This is a genomic window from Nostoc sp. UCD121 (genome assembly GCF_014222285.1).
Lineage (GTDB): Bacteria > Cyanobacteriota > Cyanobacteriia > Cyanobacteriales > Nostocaceae > Nostoc.
This window is the reverse complement of the sequence record NZ_JACKZS010000088.1, coordinates 1-17,244: the sequence shown is the minus strand read 5'-3', so window position 1 is coordinate 17,244 and position 17,244 is coordinate 1. Positions and strand designations below refer to the sequence as shown.

The window sequence follows — 17,244 nt, the reverse complement described above, 5'->3', positions numbered from 1 at the left end:
TGAGAAGCCGGGGATTTAACTTTTCACAAAGTATTTAGGACTGCTATATACATCTTCATAGAAAATTAGATAAGTCAAAGTATATTTTCAATAAAAGGGCAAAAAAGGAGTGGCAACAAAACGTCAAAAAGATGTATGGAGGAGTGAGATTAATGACATTATTCGGGGTGCTTGCGGAGGTTTTTTATTTGGCATCCCTTTACTGTACACAATGGAGGTTTGGTGGATTGGATCGCTGGCAAAACCACAACTGATGATGATGGCGATCGCATTTATGTTTATCGTAGTGTACTTGCTCAATCAGACAGAAGGCTTTCGGAAACGCAGATATAGCTGGCTAGCTCCCCAAGCCGCAATGGATACCGTAGAAGCGATCGCGATCGGACTAGCTTGCTCTACCTTTGTGCTGCTACTATTGCGAGAATTGACACTAGAAACTTCTCTAAAAGAATCTTTAGGTAAAATCATCTTTGAAAGTGTACCATTTGCTCTTGGTGTAGCATTAGCCAATCAGTTGTTGGGAGATAGTAGAAACAGCAATGGAGAAGGGCAAAAAGCCGACAGCAGAACCAACAACAAAAAAGATGAGTTAAACGCCACCTTTGCCGATATCGGTGGAACCCTAATTGGTGCAACCATAATTGCATTTAACATCGCTCCAACAGATGAAATTACTATGCTTGCAGCCGCAGCCTCGCCACCTTGGGAGTTAGCAATGATCGCCACATCTTTACTTATTTCTTATGGCATTGTATTTCAAGCAGGCTTTTCTGACCAGCAAAAGCGAAGAGAGCAAAAGGGAATTTTCCAACGACCATCGAGCGAAACTATTATGTCTTACCTAGTGTCACTCCTAGCAAGCGCTTTTATGCTGTGGTTCTTTCAAAAGTTAACTTTTAGCGATCCTTGGACAATGTGGTTAGATCACACCTTGATGCTGGGCTTACCTGCAACTATTGGCGGTGCAGCCGGCAGGTTAGCAATATGACTCAAACAGAACAACCACCAAAGCGCTCAATAGCTGAGTGGGTAACATTCAGCGTCGCTTCACTTATCCTAACAATCATTGTGAGTTTAGTAGGTTACACTTGGCTGAACGAAAAGAATCAACCTCCCATTCTTTCTGTTACCAAAAAAGAAACAATTCGGGAAATTGATGGCCAATTTTATGTTCCCTTTGAAGTTGTGAATAGTGGAGGAGATACAGCTGAGTCAGTTCAGATTATGGCTGAGTTAATGATTGACGGCAAAGTTACAGAAACAGGAGAGCAACAGATTGACTTTTTATCTAGTGGGGAAAGGGAAGAAGGCGCATTTATATTCACCAAAAACCCGCATCAAGGTCAGTTAAATTTGCGTGTTGGTAGTTATAAATTGCCATAGATAAGATTTAAAAATGCACAGAAGCCGTATATTCCCAACTTCTTTGATAAGTCGGGGATATACGGCTTGCAATTATTATAAATCAAATATGATTCCCGTATATAAGATTCATATTTAATTTTTGAAAAAACCCCGTAACCTTCTTTCCTATTGCCTATTGCCTGCCCACCCTACACTAACAAAAATCAAAGCGAATTTATATAATTACTAACGCGCACTAGTTTAAGCTTTAACTTTAGCTTTTGACCAAACGCCGTTTTCATTTTCATCATATTGCTCATGAACAGACTCCCAAGCAGCTTGTTCGGCTGTGAACTCGTCATTTTTCTCACTGAACACAGTGTTATAGCGATCAATGAATGTGCGTTGAGCTTCATCAGAAAGATGAGCGCGAACTTCAGGAGACAAGTCATCTGGACTGTTGCACTGTCCAGGACAAGGGCGAGCAAAGGTTTTTTCGATCGTGTTAATTTCTTCGGCACCAGCACTTTCGAGTAGCAATTGAAATTCGCCAGTGCGATCGCTCGGAACTTCTGCCATTAGTAAGAATTCGCCAGCTTGTAAGCGGGTTTGGTAGATAGCCGCTTTATCTTCTGGCATCCCCAAAGTAGTTAGAACCGATACTAAGCCAGCACCTGCACTACCTGCGATCGCTCCACTAGCAGCACCCAACAACACTGCACCAATAGGCCCTGCTGCTACGATTGGCCCGACAAAGGGAATAAACAGTACGCCTACACCCGTAAGCAAGCTCAGAAAGGAACCAAACAAGGAACCAAAAACTGCTCCTGTTCTCAAACCTCCCAGAATCACATCCTTTTTACTAATAAACCCAGCAATTCTAGTTTCTGACTGAAAGTTTCTACCCATGACCGAAATATGATCTCTAGGTACACCCCTGTCTAGTAAACGCCGAATCACATCATCAATTTGCTTCTGTTCTTTAAATACAGCAGAGATAGTACGTTCTGCTTTATATATTTCTGGCACTTAAATACTCCTTGTATTATGTTGTTTTTACAATGAATATGTTGAATAGGTAGATGCAGGAAGATTAATTCTTTCACACCGATTAGAAGGAAGATTAATTCCTCCTTCTAATTGGTTTCACGAACACCCATTTTTAACTCAGACGTTATGAGCTACACACCTACAGGAGTCTTAGCTCCTTCTGCTGGCTGTCTACCATCTGGCCCCAGTGCTTCGCCTTCGATAAATGAACGCAGCATCCAAGCCATTTCCTCATGTTCTTCCATAAGTCCAGTCAGAAAGTCAGCAGTTCCTTGATCGTGGAACTCATCACCAGACTGGTCTACATGGTCTCTTAAGTTACGAATAACCTGTTCGTGGTCTTCTACTAAATTAGCTACCATCCCTGTTGCTGTGGGAACATTACCAGCATGTTCCTTGAGGCTAGCAATCTTAAGAAATCCTTCCATTGTGCCAACTGGATAACCACCCAAAGCACGAACTCGCTCTGCCAAAGCATCAATATTTAGAGTCAGCTTTTGGTAGTGTTCTTCCCAAAGCTGGTGCAAAGAGCGGAACTGAGGGCCAACTACATCCCAGTGATACTTTTTGGTTTTCACCAACAGTAGATAGGCATCTGCCAAATCTTTATTTAACAGATTAATTACACCTTGACGCTGTTCTTCTGTCAACCCAATGTTTATCGCACGCATTATTTTTCCATCCCTAAGCAAACTTATTTACTAAATTCTCAAATTTCATATACATTCCACATCAACCAAAGGAAACATTATGAGCTTAGATGAGTTACTAAAATTGATAATTGTGCCTATGTCTTAATAGGTAGTATTCAGCTAATGGTCAGCCAGTAGTCTAGTGATTAGCGATTTGAAACTCCAAATATAAAAATATTAAATATAATAGTTAATTCAAAATATCTAAACTCAGTTTTCCAACAATGCTTATGTAAACATAGCATTATACTTAATTAATTTAATTTACCAGCCACCTTAACATTAATAATTAGTAATGGGTCACTGCTTTTACGCAATCACCCATTACTACTCAAAAATTACCAGAACTATTAATTTAGTTACTTACCTGTAACTTTCTCCAACACATTCTTAATATTTTCTTCCACAGTGGTTGCAGCTTGTGAATTTTCAGGACGCTTTTGCTTGTCAATGTCAGCAGCTCCCTGAACCTCATTAAGTCCTTCGTTAGTTTCCTTTTGAGTCTTTCTCAATCCTATTGGTGGTGCTTTACCAGCTTCGTCAGTTTTGCGTTGAATTTCAAGCAGTTGTGTAGTAGCTTCGGTAGGGTCACTTTGGTAGCTATCGATCGCAAAAGCAGGAAAAACACTAGATAACAATAGTATGGCACAAGTAAAAGCCACAACTAGAAAACGTACTGGGCTTAAGATAGATAAAACAGAAGCAATAATCTTCATTTGAAATCCTCGATAACAGCTTTAACAACGCAGAACTTTCACTGAACAAGCGGAGCTTATACTTTTATTTGGCAAGTTGAGCAATAATAAAAATAGCAAGCTAAACTTCAATCGGAAAGTTCTTGTCAAAGGAACCTGATAAAGAGATGAAGAAATTATCTTTGTATTTCTGCATCGAATAAATAAGGGATAATAAGCAAACATCACCTTAATTATGTAGCAAAATTATTACATTTGATATTGACATTCTTTTCTCAAGGTTCCCTGTTTCTACTTGTACTTGGAAAATGCTAAAGTCTGCATCAATCTCTAGAATGAACTTTTCTATATCTGTGGTTGCAATAAAAATCAGTCTCTAGATATATCGACTTGATATAGTTGTCGCAGATTAATGACTCTGGGATTTGTGTTCAGTTAGCTCGACTTTATCGAATCAATGCACTTTCACAAGTATGCACTTTATCGTATCTTTGTAAAGTATATATTTATATAAATATCCCCTTTTGTAAGGGGAAAAATAAATCTTTTATTTAAAGTTGATAAGTCTGCCTTATTACCTCTTCTATTGAACTTACTCGATTGAACATTTCTATTAATTCATGGGATCTTGTTTTTCGCTGCGCCAGTAGTACTTTTAAGGGCATTAAATAATGAACATCGGGGTCATTTTCTAAAGCAACTTCGGCTGCTTGCAAGACTTTTGTCGCATTCTCAAAAATATCCTCGTTGTCAAAACCTTCTTTTGCAGAAATTTGATGTAATGCTGCATCGGGTACAGTTGCTCTACCTAGTAAGGTGTTATCTAGCACCAAACCTTTCAATAAAGCTAGCAAAGACGCGTAGATTAAAAAATCATCACAACTATCACAAGCTTTAAATTCAATACGTCCTACTTCAGCCGGAATGCGGGCGATTTTTGTTAGTGAAGGTATACTATTAATTAGTTCTTCTTCTTTCTGAACAAAAACTAGGGCTGCTGGTCTTTTTCCAGTTCTAATAAATGTTCGTACCGATAAACCATCCCATAAACCTCCGTTATAAAAAGGGGAACTATAACTAAAAGGAACGATATAGGGGCTGTAATAAGTGAACTTTCTACCAATATCAATCACACTTTCAGTAGACAAATCTGCCACCGAAATATTTAAATCTGGCCCATAAGACACCATGTGAATATTAGCAGTTTGTTCGTCAGGATAAGCCTCTAGCTGTTTGATTTCATAATCATTTAATGGAGGTTGAGGTTCAAAAGTCGGATTGTAGGGATTAAAACTGACCAAAACTGGTGATAAGTCAAAGCTAGCAGCAACTTCACGTAGTAAGTGAAAACTTTCTGATAATTCTGTAATAGCGCCTTGAATATCAGAATGTATGGTTGTTCTAATTTCAATACCTTTAACATGACAGTCTATCACTTCATCGGAATCTGCAAATCTTTCAAATCCCTCAATGTACCATCTCTTCATTTTAATACCCGCATCACCTACGCGCAGTTGAGGATAATCGCTGGGATATGTGGGTAGCTTTTCAATAATTTGATTAAAATCAGCAAATTTTGTGTGAGAAAAATCAGCAAATTTTCCTTCTTTGTTTAAGAAAGCGACTTCATGCTCAATGCCAAAGAAAAACATTATATATACCTTTATTGCTTATAGTTAACCTAATCTAACTAATAGATAGATATTTCCAAAAATTAAATATGCTTTCTCTAGAACCCTTATAGAGACGTAGCACGAATATTTGAGATACTCCAATCAATTTTGCTTTAAATATAAAAATTCTCAATAACAGGATAAATGAATTTTACCCTAAGATCGGCTTTTGCGATTTGAAAACCTCTCTGATTTATTTTTCTGTGCTGCCCCCACTATCTTCCTAGTCGCCGGTTAGGGTAGCTTAGTAGTGACTGAGGAAAGCTTGAGACGTGAGTTTATGACAAGTACCGTTCAATCCCCCTACAGCAGCGAACAGATTGCCGCTTGGTTGCGTGGGCTGCTCACCATTGCTTGGGCAGATGGTAATTTTGATGCCCAAGAACAGGAATTAATAGCCAACATCACCAAAGATGAATTAGCTCCTAAGATTAAATGGGACTCACTAGAGGTAATTGCGCCAGAAGAATTAGCCGCAGTGTTGGGTAAAGGTACACCAGCCGCCGAAAATTTCTTAAGAACAGCAGTGATGGTAGCGATCGCAGATGGTACTTATTCTCCCAGTGAAGATGAGGTGCTACATCAGTTCTGCCAAGCCTTAGAACAGCCAGAGGAGTTACTAGAAGCCCTTCGCCACACCCTAGAACACCCACAGCAACTTACCCCTGCGATCGCCAGCTCTGGACTTACAAAGCGTCAAATTGATGCACTACACCCTCTGCGTGACTGGCTAGATGGGTTAGATATTCAAGACCCAAGAGTAGCCCGCTTTTTGTGTAAAATGATTCCCTCCCAGTGTCCCTTTGAGCGGGATGTCACCTTATTTGGACGCAAGATTGTCCACATACCGCCGATGTGTAAAATTAACCCCTTGTATGAGCAACTGGTGGGCTTACGTTTCCGCGCCCTCTCTTATCTAGCAGATAAATGCGGTGAAGATGTTTCACCATATATTTAGTTAGAGTTAGGAATGAGGAGTAAGGAGTTATAATTTGTAACTCCTCACTCTTCACTTCTCACTATTATTTAAGTATGCAATTTATCGATCAAGCAAAAATTGAAGTTGAAGCTGGTAAGGGCGGCGATGGTATTGTCGCCTTCCGGCGAGAGAAATACGTGCCGACTGGTGGCCCCTCTGGTGGTAACGGGGGAAGAGGCGGTTCGATATTTTTCGTAGCCGACGAAAACCTACAAACCTTGCTGGACTTCAGATATAATCATCGCTTTCAGGCAGAAAAAGGGACTCGTGGTGGGCCAAATAACTGCACAGGGGCAGGAGGAAAGGATTTAATTATCGAAGTTCCCTGCGGTACAACCATTTATGATGCTGAAACTGGTGAACTGCTGGGAGATTTAACTGAGCCTCAGCAAACTTTACTGATAGCCCAAGGTGGTAAAGGTGGACTAGGAAATCAGCATTTCTTGAGTAACCGTAACCGCGCCCCAGAATACGCTCTCCCAGGATTACCGGGGGAAATCAAGCAGCTGCGTCTGGAGTTGAAACTTTTGGCAGAAGTGGGGATTATTGGCTTACCAAATGCTGGAAAATCCACTCTAATTTCATCTTTATCAGCAGCACGTCCAAAAATTGCTGACTATCCCTTTACTACCCTGATCCCAAATTTGGGTGTAGTGCGGAAACCAACTGGCGATGGTACTGTTTTCGCCGATATTCCTGGACTAATTGCGGGAGCATCTCACGGGGCTGGGTTGGGGCATGATTTCTTGCGTCATATTGAGCGCACGCGAGTGTTACTTCACTTGATTGATGCCACCAGTGATGATGTCATTAAGGATTACAACACAATTAAAGAAGAATTAAAAGCTTATGGACAGGGTTTAGCAGAACGTCCACAAATTTTAGCACTGAATAAAATTGATGCCGTAGATCGGGAAACTGTTGATTTAGAGGCTTTAGCTACCCAACTTAATCATCTCTCCTACGCCCCGGTTTTTATAATTTCAGCAGTTACTCGCACCGGCTTAGAGCCGATGTTACAAGAAATCTGGGGAATTCTCGACCAAATGAAGATTCCTGAAGAAGTGGAGGCATTGAGATAATTCGTAATTACTACTTCATTGGCAGGAAAGAGCAAATATAGATGATTGGAAAAACCACATCTGTCGTAGGGGCAATTCATGAATTGCCCCTACAGCTAGGCTCTATTCTCATCAAAGAATGATTAATAAAAACCTAACCCGACGTATTTAAGTTGATACACAACATAATTGTTTTGCAACCTTTGTAAATCTAATCGTAATAAAAGCTCTTAAAATTACGAATTACGAATTATATGCTCAAGGCTTAACTTCTGAAGGGGTTAAAGTAGCATATTGTTCAGAGGAAAGCGTCGCTTCTTTAACATTGATTTTCTTAGTGATAAATTTCTGCTCATAGAATAAGTCAGCAATTTTCTGCTGTCCTGACAAAACTTCTTCACTAAGGGGTCTTAATGTATAAAGCCTACGTTTCGATACCAGTTCTAGTGTTGGAACATCAATTTTCGCTTCAGGTGAAATCAGTTCAGCTACTTGACGTGGGTTAGCTTCAGCCCATTTACCAATGTTATTGACTTCTTCTAATATAACTTTAACTACATCAGGATTGTCTTTGACGAAATTACGCGAGCCTAACCAGTAACCTCCTTGGGTAGTAATCCCTTTACCATCCCGAATAATCCGAATCCTAGCAGTTTTCTGAAATAGAGCAAGGTGGGGATCGCCAATTACAGCTGCATCAACGCTCTTACGCTCAAATGCAGCACGAGTTTCTAATGGTGTGAGATTAATGTGTTTAATATCGCTCAGTTTCAGCCCTGCTTCTTGCAAAACCTTCAAAACGAAATACTGCTGTGCAGTAGCTCTTTGAAAGGCCAATCCTTTACCTTTGAGGTCAGCTATTGTCTTGATTGGAGAATCTTTTTCGACTACAACAGCAGTTCCCTCACCAGTTCCAGGTTTGCTGCTAGCAACATAAACAAAAGGAACACCCGACGCTTGAGCAAAGATGGGGGGAGTTTCACCGACAAAGCCGAAATCTACACTTCCTACATTCATTGCTTCCAAAAGTTGTGGGCCAGCAGCAAATTTTGACCATTCGACTTTGATACCCAGTGGGGTTAAACGTTTCTCTAACAGTCCTTTAATCTTGAGTAAGTCTCCAGCTGTCATATAGCCCATGTGTAAGACTTTTGTCTTAGTGCTATTGGAGCTATTGGAGGCGTTAGCGGTTTGCTCTGGTGTATTTGGTGCTTTACAACTGACTAAAGTCGTGGATAAACTGAATACTCCACCTACTAAGAATAGTAGAGAGCAATTGAACAGCTTTAAGATGGCATATCCTAAGTGATTAGGAGAGCATGATATAAAGCGATCGCAGACTATAACTATAAACTAGCTTCATCTATATTCTGATCCGAGATACGGCATTCCTCAGTGAAATTGGAAGCCCGCACTGTACTTTGTAATCCAAGTCAGTGCGGCTAGTTCACGTAGAAATTGATACAAAAGCTTAAAGGCTTTGCTTACTGGTAAAAAAACGGAGTTAGACTAGAATTGCAGGGTAACAATCAGAGGAAAATTATGATGAGCGATCGCGACTATACATTAATCATTGATAAAAGCGGTAGCATGTCCACACCCGACCAAGTGGGCGGTAGAAGTAGATGGGAGATTGCCCAAGAGTCTACACTCGCTTTGGCAAGAAAGGCCGAACAATTTGACCCCGATGGCATTACGGTTTACTTGTTTTCCGGTAGATTTAAACGCTACGATGATGTCACCTCAGCCAAAGTCGCACAGATATTTCTCGAAAATGACCCTTCTGGGACAACAAACTTAGCTGGTGTGCTTCAAGACGCACTCAATAATTACTTTCAACGTAAAGCAGCCGGTAAAAGCAAGCCAAACGGAGAGACAATTTTAGTCATCACCGATGGTGAACCAGACGATCGCAAAGCTGTATTTGAAGTTATCATTCATGCTACTCGCCAGATGGAGCGTGATGAAGAATTAGGAATTTCGATCATTCAAGTAGGTTCAGATGCCCAAGCAACTAAGTTCCTTAAAGCTTTGGATGACCAGTTGCAAAGTGTCGGCGCTAAATTTGATATTTGCGACACGGTTACTTTAGACGACTTAGAAGAAATGAGTCTTATAGATGTATTAACGAACGCAATAACTGACTGATTAATAATTTATTTTAGCAGTTTTGACTAAATGTTTAGGAAATTTATTAAATGCTAGAAAATCGTGATTACACATTGATTATTGACAAAAGCGCCAGCATGTCAACCCAAGATCAAAAGAATGGTACAAGCAGATGGGTAGCATTACAAGAATCGACATTTGCATTAGCTACTAAATGTGAAGAATTTGATCTAGATGGAATCACGATTTATGTGTTTGCTAAAGAATTTAAACGTTACGACCATGTAACCTCAGCCAAAGTCAAGCAGATTTTCACAGAAAATATACCTGGAGATACAACTAATTTAGCAGGTGTACTACAAGACGCAATAAATAACTACCTCCAACGTAAAGCTAATAGTCAAACCAAGCCAGCAGGAGAAGTAATTTTAGTTGTTACCGATGGTACACAAGGCGATCGTAAAGCCGTCTATGAGATAATTATCAATGCTACTCAGCATTTGGATAATCCTCAAGAATTAAGGATTTATCTCATTCAGGTAGGTGCTGATACAAAAGCAGCAAAGTTTCTTCATGCTTTAGATGATGGATTACAAAGCGTTGGTGCTAAATTTGATATTTGTGACACCATAACTTTAGAAGAATTAGAAGAAATGAGCCTTACTGATGTCTTAATCAAGGCAATAACTGGCTGATTAGTTTAAAATTTTTATTCAATAATTGGGGAGATTATAAATGCTAGAAAATCGTGATTACACTTTAATTATTGACAAAAGCGGCAGCATGGCAACCCAAGATCAAAAGGGTGGCAGAAGTAGATGGTTTGCAGCGCAGGAATCTACTTTAGCTTTAGCTAGCAAATGTGAGCAATTTGACCCAGATGGTATCACTATTTATTTATTTTCTGGGAAATTCAAGCGATACGAAAACGTGACATCCAGTCTAGTAGGGCAAATTTTCCGAGAAAATGATCCCTCTGGTACAACTGACTTGGCAGGTGTGTTAAAACACGCAACTGACGATTATTTACAACGCAAAGCAGCCGGTCAAACAAAGCCAAATGGTGAAACAATTTTAGTGGTGACTGATGGTGAACCGGATGATCGCAAAGCAGTTATGAAAGTAATTATTGAAGCTTCTCGCCGCATCGATCGAGATGAAGAATTAGCCATTTCCTTCATTCAAGTCGGCACAGATCAACAAGCTACTCGCTTTCTGAAAGTCTTAGATGATGAACTTCAAAGTGCTGGTGCTAAGTTTGATATCTGTGACACCATTACTATGGAAGATATGGAAGATATGAGTCTATCAGAAGTGTTGCTCAATGCCATTAATGACTAGATATACCATTTAGAGGAATTGCAAAAATGGATTCCATTGATAAGCTGTTAGCTGAACTCCAAACTGAATATAAACAAGTACAACCGCAACAGCAGTCAAAATCAGCCACAGCCAAATCCTTTATTCCATCATCGCCAAAGTCGGCATCTTTTATGGATAATATTTTGGCAGAGGTTAAGGCTGATTTTGCAGAAGAGGATGCTGCTATTGAGTTAAAAAAACAACAAGAACTAGAACAGGAGCAAATTCGCCAAAAACAACTCAAAGCCAAACAATTAGAGGGTTTGAAAATACAGGCAAAAGAATGGTTAGCCAAAGTAGATCCACTTTCATCGGAAGGACTTTGGTTTGAAAGATTCGCTGAAAGTTACCCCTCAAAATTAGAGGCGGCGATTGAATATTTAAGAAACAATGAATAAACGTCTTCAAAAAAGAATGTAGAGACGCAATATTTTACGTCTCTATTAATTTTTAGACCTGTCTAAATAAGCAATTCAAGATTCAAAGATAAATCTTCTATCTCAAATTTAAAATGAGCAATTATTATTTATTACCCATGCTCAAAATTGATGGTGAGTTGTTCGATTTGAGTGTTGAACAGCCCATTCATGCATAGCATAGAGAATTGGTTGCAAAGTTTCTCCTAAATGCGTTAGCGAATATTCTACCTTTGGTGGAATTTGGGGATAAACTTCTCGATGGATAATGCCGTCTTGCTCCATTTCTCTAAGTTGCTGAGTCAACATCTTTTGCGTAACTCCGGGTAAAGCTCGTTGTAATTCACCAAACCTTTTTACGCCAGTCATTAATTCTCTAATAATCAAAACTTTCCAGCGTCCGCCAATTACCTTTAGGGTAGTTTCTACTTCACAAGTCAGCCTGAGATTGTTTTCTGCTTCAGCTTTCATAGTCAGTTTTTAAGAAATACCTTACTTAGGTTTGCTGGTAGTACAGCTAGTTAAAAGTATGGGTACATCTACAACACTCCACAAAATTTAACTGCTTCCTTTGATAGACTAAATTTTTTTTACATTAGATATTCAACGATATCTATAATTACGTAGCCACCAACTCCGAATCGATTTCTGACGGCGCACTATCTTGGACTAGCGATCGCGTTTCGCCATTACGCTGGAGGATACCGCCAACCATTGCTAACAAGGCGTTGACTTTCCTGGTTCGCCACATATCTACAAGTTTTTCCACTTTGGTAGCAGACATCCGTCGCATCATTGCTTCGTAGAGATAAGCAGCATGTCCAGTTTCATCTTGGGCAATACTTAGCATTCCTAACTTCAAGTTACGACCAGTTGGCTCGTTATCAGGTAATACTTTCGCCATTCGCGCAAAGTCTTTACTAGCATCTAACTCAAGAATATATGTGCTAGCCATAAACACATCCCACTCAATGACAGCAGGTTTAAGTTGTTCTTGGGTGTAGCCTTCAAAGAATGTTGCAAAAAAGGGACTACGCTGCTGTTGTGATTTGTTTGTGGTTGTAGTTTGGGGTTGACGCTTAAAATCTATAACTTGTTTATTCATCTGCTGTAAGGCGTGGGCAAAAACTTTACCATGCCTAGTCTCATCGGATGCGTGTTTTGCTAGTTTTGCGGCTAGCCATGTATCGCCTTCGGCTGCGGCGCGATCGCTAAGTGCAGATAAAAATGGCACAGAACCAGATTCAGCAAAATAAAACCCTGCAAGGATATTGGGGCGGGTTTTAGAATCACGAATTTGAGCAGCAGAGTAATAGGCAAAAGCACCTGAACCAGCTAAATGCAGAATGTGAGTTAAGAAGTTCATCAGAAATTGCCACTGATAATTGGGAGGTTACAATTCTTATACTAATGTGCATTTTCTATTCAGGTGTCGCCAAAGGGTTTTACCTGCTGGGATTTTCAATTGCCCGTGGCAGTATGTCAAGGGTTAACAAATGTATCTCATCATTTTGCTAATATCATCCCACAGAGGTAATGCAGGTGAGTTGGGATGGAGAAATTAACTAAACCAGTACGATTTTGGCTTTGTGCAACTATCATATTTTTGGGTTTGATAGGCTGCGATCGCTTTATTGGTACTTCTGGAGAACCAGTTGAGCGAGTGAGTGATGGCGATACTATAGTAGTTAAAGATACCAACGGCAAAAATTTTACCGTGCGCTTTGCTTGTGTAGATGCGCCAGAAATCGCCCATACCAACAAAGAAAAGCAAAGTAAACGCACTAGCGATCGCAATCAATTTAACTGGGGTGTGAAAGCCCAAGAACGTGTGCAACAACTGGTGCAACAAGGAGGCGATCGCGTGACTTTGAATATCACAGATAGCGATCGCTATGGACGCAAAATTGCCGAAGTCCGTTTACAAAATGGTACTTTTGTGCAGCAGGTATTGTTAAAAGAAGGATTGGCAAAAGTATATCGTCCTTACTTGAATAAGTGTCCTAGTAAAGACTTAGTTCAACAAGCCGAAGCTGAAGCCAAGGAACAACGTGTTGGGGTTTGGAGTGACACTAAATTTGTTAATCCTTGGGAATATCGCAGCCTATCAAAAAAATAAAAACTCTACATTTTTTGGCATTGCATATTTACTGCATGAATTAGCAATTTCCAAAAATTCTCCCCTGCTCCCTTACTCCTCTCCCCAGGTTTGTAGTTGCAAATAAATTAGTATCATCGTCACTGCTAGTAATACCGTCGCGGCGGCGGCTGCATAACCAAAATCAAACTGACCAAAAGCCTCTTGATAAATGTAGTAAACCAGCAAATTAGTCGAATTCAGTGGCCCGCCGCCAGTCATGACAAAAACTTGCTCAAAACTCCGCAATGTAAAAATCGCGGTAGTAATGACTGCAAATATCACAGTCGGGCGCAATCCAGGCAGAGTAATATACCAAAATTGTTGCCAAGCATTTGCTCCATCCAAATCTGCTGCTTCATAACGGCTCGGAGGAATCGCTTGCAAACCTGCTAAAAAAACTACCATATTGAAACCGAGTTGTTTCCAAATACTCATTAAAATAATTACTGGCATTGCCCAAAATGTATCTCCTAGCCAGGGGATGGCTGGAATGCCAAAAAAATCTAAAAGTCCGTTAACTGGCCCTGATGTTTGAAACAACCAGCGAAATCCCAAACCGGCTGCCACAAGTGAAATAATCGAAGGCAGAAAATAAGCACTCCGCAGGATGCCCCGTAAGGGAATAGAGCGGTTTAATAGCACAGCCAATCCCAACGAGATAACTAAACTGGGAATGATGGTGGCAACAGTAAAATAAAAGGTGTTACCCAGAACTTGCCAGAAGTCGGGGTTGAGTAGCAAGCGCCAATAGTTTTTTAAGCCTATCCAATAAGTACCTTTTAAGGTGAAACTACCAGCAGTAAAGCTGAGGTAAAACAAATAAGCGATCGGCCAAATGATAAAAACACTTAGTAAAATTAGTGCTGGTGTGAGAAAAGTCCAGGCGGCTACTGTATCATTATCCAACCAAGACTTGGTACTGTATATTTTTTTTGGCATCTATAATTTTTCCTCTTAGCTGTTTATGACCCTCCGCCCTGATTTTACCCTTAGCTTGGTTTCTCCCAGCATTAGCGATCGCTTGGGTAAACTCTCGGTTCATAATTACCTCTAGTTGGAGTCTTTACTTAAACATCCGTAAGCGTAGCCCGTTGTAGACATCGCAACATGGAAAGAGACACTGCTAAATTACAGCAGTTTTCATGTATTTGAATCACACCTGTCGTAGGGGCGCAAGGCCTTACGCCCTTACCGCGTTGTCTGTTTACTACAACTTAGTAGAGCATTTCATTAATTCATAGCAAAGTAAATTTAGCAACAGCCTGCAATGTCAATGCATCGGCTGACAATGCCAATACATTGGGTAACAATATTAATGCATCGGTTGACAATGTCAATGCATCGGGTAACAATGCCAATGCATTGGGTAACAATATTAATGCGTCCCCTTGCATTAAACAAGCTACGCTTTTAAACAAAAGTGTACGTATTATATATTTTTGGCATCTATAATTTTCCCTCTTAGCTGTTTATGACCCTTCGCCCTGATTCTACCCTGAGCTTGGTTTCTCCCAGCATTAGCGATGTTTGCCAACAAGTCGCCCCTTTAAAACTAGGAATTATGGCTTCTGGGAATGGCAGCAATTTTGATGTAGTTGCTCAAGCTATCCAAGATGGACAACTAAATGCCCAAATTCAAGTTTTAATTTACAATAACCCCTCGGCGAAAGCAGCCGTCAGAGCAGCCAATAGAGGTGTAGAAGCTGTTTTATTAAATCACCGCAACTATAAAATTCGAGAAGAGTTAGATGAAAAAATTGTGCAGACATTGCGGCACTACGATGTGGAATGGGTGATTTTGGCAGGTTGGATGCGATTGTTAACATCAGTTTTCATGGATGCCTTTCCTGAGAAAATTATTAATATCCATCCTAGTTTGTTACCTAGTTTCAAGGGAATCCATGCTGTAGAACAAGCTTTGGCATCTGGGGTAAAAATCACTGGTTGTACGGCGCATATCGCTTGTTTAGAAATGGACAGTGGCCCAATTTTGATGCAAGCCGCAGTACCAGTATTGCCAGATGATACAGCAGAAACACTCCACGCCAGGATTCAAATTCAAGAACATCGAATTTTACCGCTAGCGATCGCTCTGGCAGCTTCTTCATCAAAAGGTATACTAAGCGTTACATAAAAATATATGTAGCGGTTCTCGTACATTGCGGTTACTCCGTCGGTAGCTGCTACGTGTCTATAAGTTTTCGTAACGTTTATTAACCATTAGTTGTTGACAATACTTATCATTCATGATCAAACCACCAAGGGTCATTAGTCGCATTAGTTTTAATTAAAATAGCTTTTTTTCGCATGAACCGTTTCAGCGCTGCTGCACCCATGCGCGATCCTCCTATCCCGGAGAATTTAAAGGCGTTTTTCTCTCCCTCGTGCATAATGGCTGTGAGTGCAGCATCGTTGATACTAATAGCACCTGCTTCTATCTGCTGGGCAATTTCTAAGGCTTCAGCTTCCGAGGCAAAAACAGCAGCACTTAATCCATAAATTGAGTCATTTGCTAAAGACACCGCTTCTTCAACTGTGGAAAAAGGCATTATTGGCATAATGGGGCCAAAAGTCTCTTCGGTCATCACTTTCATGGAATGATTAACCTGGGTAAGCACTGTTGGACGACACCACCAACCCCCACCTAAGTCTTCAATTACACCGCCGCAGTGAATGACTGCTCCCTTTGCTACTGCATCTAGGAGATGATCGCTAATAATTGCGGCTTGTTTTTCGGCGATGATGGGGCCAATTTCTCCACTTTCAACAGTGGGGTAGGCTAGCCCAAGGCGATGTGCTTTGGCTACTAATTGATGGTAAAACTTTTCAAATATGGAGTCAGCAACGTAAATCCGCTCAATTGATAAGCACGACTGTCCAGTGTTGACGACGGAACCCCACAAGATTGCTGAGGTTGCTAATTCTAAATTGGCTGATTCTAAAACGATCGCAGGATCTTTTCCCCCTAATTCCAAAAAAGCTGGAATAAACCGTTTCGCAGCCGCTTCTGCCACTTTTCGCCCTGTTGCGACACTACCTGTAAAGCACACTAAGTCTACATTGTCAATTAAAATAGATCCGGTTGCCCCTGCTCCTTCAATAAAAGCTAAGACATCGCGCAATTTAGGGACGGCGTTGAGTGCTGTTGTCAGTGGTGCAACGAAGCGAGGAGCGATTTCACTGGGTTTGACAATGACGGCACAACCCGCCAATAATGCCGGAATGGTATCAATAGTTGACAGCAACAGCGGAAAATTCCACGGGCTAATTATCCCAACTAGGGGGTAAGGAACGGAAGTTTGTTGCAAGGCGATAAATGGAATTGCTGTGTTTTTTGCAGAGTCTTGCAGCAATTCTGGTGCTAACCTACACCACCGATCGATGCTAGAGAGGAAGGAGTCTATTTCTAATATTGAGGTTGATAATCTTCCCGTATCATTTACCAAAGCTTCCGTTAAGCGATCGCGCTCTGATACTATCGCTGCCTTCCACTGCTGTAAAGCTTCAATTCTCCCCTCTAAACCCAGCTTTTGCCAGCTAACTTGCGCCCGGCGCGATCGCTTGCATTGCTGTGCCAGCAACCTTGGAGGTGGCGGGATAATTACGTAGTCAAATTTGCCAGTTCGGGGATTACGGACTTCTATTGGTTTTGTCATTTGTCATTTGTCATTTGTCATTTGTCATTTGTCATTGGTCAATAATTAATAGTTATTCTTCCCCTGC

At 40.7% G+C, this 17,244-nt stretch carries 21 protein-coding genes; 10 read left to right on the top strand and 11 right to left on the bottom strand.

From position 1 onward, the window contains the following. The first annotated feature begins 109 nt into the window (after nucleotides 1-109). Nucleotides 110-988: a TIGR02587 family membrane protein gene (locus GNF10_RS19150; RefSeq protein ID WP_185586895.1), complete on the top strand. Its 879-nt coding sequence runs from the start codon at nucleotides 110-112 to the stop codon at nucleotides 986-988. Further along, nucleotides 985-1,383 (top strand): TIGR02588 family protein, encoded by a 399-nt coding sequence (locus tag GNF10_RS19145; protein WP_185586893.1) that lies wholly within the window; start codon nucleotides 985-987, stop codon nucleotides 1,381-1,383. The genes GNF10_RS19150 and GNF10_RS19145 overlap by 4 nt, the downstream gene beginning before the upstream one ends. A gap of 222 nt (nucleotides 1,384-1,605) precedes the next feature. Here GNF10_RS19145 and GNF10_RS19140 read toward each other — a convergent pair whose 3' ends face one another. From GNF10_RS19140 to GNF10_RS19125, 4 genes are all read right to left on the bottom strand, one after another. Then, nucleotides 1,606-2,373 carry a ChaB family protein gene (locus tag GNF10_RS19140; RefSeq protein ID WP_185586890.1) on the bottom strand — a complete coding sequence of 256 codons (768 nt, stop codon included), beginning with the start codon at nucleotides 2,371-2,373 and terminating at the stop codon, nucleotides 1,606-1,608. Between the two features lie 152 nt (nucleotides 2,374-2,525). Next, nucleotides 2,526-3,065 carry a Dps family protein gene (locus tag GNF10_RS19135; protein WP_185586888.1) on the bottom strand — a complete coding sequence of 180 codons (540 nt, stop codon included), beginning with the start codon at nucleotides 3,063-3,065 and terminating at the stop codon, nucleotides 2,526-2,528. A 380-nt stretch (nucleotides 3,066-3,445) separates the two neighbouring features. Further along, nucleotides 3,446-3,802 (bottom strand): hypothetical protein, encoded by a 357-nt coding sequence (locus GNF10_RS19130; RefSeq protein WP_185582063.1) that lies wholly within the window; start codon nucleotides 3,800-3,802, stop codon nucleotides 3,446-3,448. Between the two features lie 530 nt (nucleotides 3,803-4,332). Then, complete coding sequence (locus GNF10_RS19125; RefSeq protein ID WP_185581989.1) at nucleotides 4,333-5,433, bottom strand: glutamate--cysteine ligase; 1,101 nt, start codon at nucleotides 5,431-5,433, stop codon at nucleotides 4,333-4,335. A 301-nt stretch (nucleotides 5,434-5,734) separates the two neighbouring features. On the opposite strand from GNF10_RS19125, the gene GNF10_RS19120 reads away from it, so the two are divergent. Continuing rightward, nucleotides 5,735-6,412, top strand: a complete 678-nt coding sequence (locus GNF10_RS19120) for a Mo-dependent nitrogenase C-terminal domain-containing protein (RefSeq protein WP_185587093.1) — start codon at nucleotides 5,735-5,737, stop codon at nucleotides 6,410-6,412. Nucleotides 6,413-6,486: 74 nt separating this feature from the next. Then, nucleotides 6,487-7,515, top strand: coding sequence for a GTPase ObgE (gene obgE / locus GNF10_RS19115; protein ID WP_185587095.1), 1,029 nt, complete (start codon nucleotides 6,487-6,489; stop codon nucleotides 7,513-7,515). 237 nt (nucleotides 7,516-7,752) lie between these two features. On the opposite strand, the gene GNF10_RS19110 is transcribed toward obgE, so the two are convergent. Beyond that, nucleotides 7,753-8,625 carry an aliphatic sulfonate ABC transporter substrate-binding protein gene (locus GNF10_RS19110; RefSeq protein WP_369009412.1) on the bottom strand — a complete coding sequence of 291 codons (873 nt, stop codon included), beginning with the start codon at nucleotides 8,623-8,625 and terminating at the stop codon, nucleotides 7,753-7,755. A gap of 411 nt (nucleotides 8,626-9,036) precedes the next feature. Here GNF10_RS19110 and GNF10_RS19105 point away from each other — a divergent pair, with 411 nt between their 5' ends. From GNF10_RS19105 to GNF10_RS19090, 4 genes are read left to right on the top strand one after another with little or no spacing between them, the layout of a single operon-like run. Next, complete coding sequence (locus GNF10_RS19105) at nucleotides 9,037-9,642, top strand: VWA domain-containing protein (protein ID WP_185587097.1); 606 nt, start codon at nucleotides 9,037-9,039, stop codon at nucleotides 9,640-9,642. A 50-nt stretch (nucleotides 9,643-9,692) separates the two neighbouring features. Next, complete coding sequence (locus tag GNF10_RS19100; RefSeq protein WP_185587099.1) at nucleotides 9,693-10,298, top strand: VWA domain-containing protein; 606 nt, start codon at nucleotides 9,693-9,695, stop codon at nucleotides 10,296-10,298. Between the two features lie 40 nt (nucleotides 10,299-10,338). Then, nucleotides 10,339-10,944 carry a VWA domain-containing protein gene (locus GNF10_RS19095; protein WP_185587101.1) on the top strand — a complete coding sequence of 202 codons (606 nt, stop codon included), beginning with the start codon at nucleotides 10,339-10,341 and terminating at the stop codon, nucleotides 10,942-10,944. 26 nt (nucleotides 10,945-10,970) lie between these two features. Further along, nucleotides 10,971-11,363: a hypothetical protein gene (locus GNF10_RS19090; RefSeq protein ID WP_185587103.1), complete on the top strand. Its 393-nt coding sequence runs from the start codon at nucleotides 10,971-10,973 to the stop codon at nucleotides 11,361-11,363. Nucleotides 11,364-11,504: 141 nt separating this feature from the next. Here GNF10_RS19090 and GNF10_RS19085 read toward each other — a convergent pair whose 3' ends face one another. Both GNF10_RS19085 and GNF10_RS19080 read right to left on the bottom strand, forming a co-directional pair. Beyond that, entirely contained in the window at nucleotides 11,505-11,852 is a 348-nt protein-coding gene (locus tag GNF10_RS19085) for a helix-turn-helix domain-containing protein (protein WP_185587104.1), read from the bottom strand. 148 nt (nucleotides 11,853-12,000) lie between these two features. Continuing rightward, on the bottom strand, nucleotides 12,001-12,747 hold the full coding sequence (locus GNF10_RS19080; RefSeq protein ID WP_185587106.1) for a ferritin-like domain-containing protein: 747 nt from the start codon (nucleotides 12,745-12,747) through the stop codon (nucleotides 12,001-12,003). 186 nt (nucleotides 12,748-12,933) lie between these two features. Here GNF10_RS19080 and GNF10_RS19075 point away from each other — a divergent pair, with 186 nt between their 5' ends. Next, nucleotides 12,934-13,500, top strand: coding sequence for a thermonuclease family protein (locus GNF10_RS19075; protein WP_185587108.1), 567 nt, complete (start codon nucleotides 12,934-12,936; stop codon nucleotides 13,498-13,500). A 72-nt stretch (nucleotides 13,501-13,572) separates the two neighbouring features. Here GNF10_RS19075 and GNF10_RS19070 read toward each other — a convergent pair whose 3' ends face one another. From GNF10_RS19070 to GNF10_RS19060, 3 genes are all read right to left on the bottom strand, one after another. Then, nucleotides 13,573-14,460, bottom strand: coding sequence for a carbohydrate ABC transporter permease (locus tag GNF10_RS19070; RefSeq protein WP_185587110.1), 888 nt, complete (start codon nucleotides 14,458-14,460; stop codon nucleotides 13,573-13,575). Next, nucleotides 14,420-14,563 carry a hypothetical protein gene (locus GNF10_RS19065; protein WP_185587113.1) on the bottom strand — a complete coding sequence of 48 codons (144 nt, stop codon included), beginning with the start codon at nucleotides 14,561-14,563 and terminating at the stop codon, nucleotides 14,420-14,422. Before GNF10_RS19065 ends, GNF10_RS19070 begins: the two co-directional genes overlap by 41 nt. 193 nt (nucleotides 14,564-14,756) lie before the next feature. After that, nucleotides 14,757-14,894, bottom strand: coding sequence for a hypothetical protein (locus GNF10_RS19060; protein WP_185607202.1), 138 nt, complete (start codon nucleotides 14,892-14,894; stop codon nucleotides 14,757-14,759). A gap of 98 nt (nucleotides 14,895-14,992) precedes the next feature. On the opposite strand from GNF10_RS19060, the gene purN reads away from it, so the two are divergent. Next, nucleotides 14,993-15,655: a phosphoribosylglycinamide formyltransferase gene (gene purN / locus GNF10_RS19055; protein WP_185587116.1), complete on the top strand. Its 663-nt coding sequence runs from the start codon at nucleotides 14,993-14,995 to the stop codon at nucleotides 15,653-15,655. Nucleotides 15,656-15,761: 106 nt separating this feature from the next. Here purN and GNF10_RS19050 read toward each other — a convergent pair whose 3' ends face one another. Continuing rightward, entirely contained in the window at nucleotides 15,762-17,177 is a 1,416-nt protein-coding gene (locus GNF10_RS19050; protein ID WP_185587118.1) for an aldehyde dehydrogenase family protein, read from the bottom strand. Between the last annotated feature and the right edge of the window lie 67 nt (nucleotides 17,178-17,244).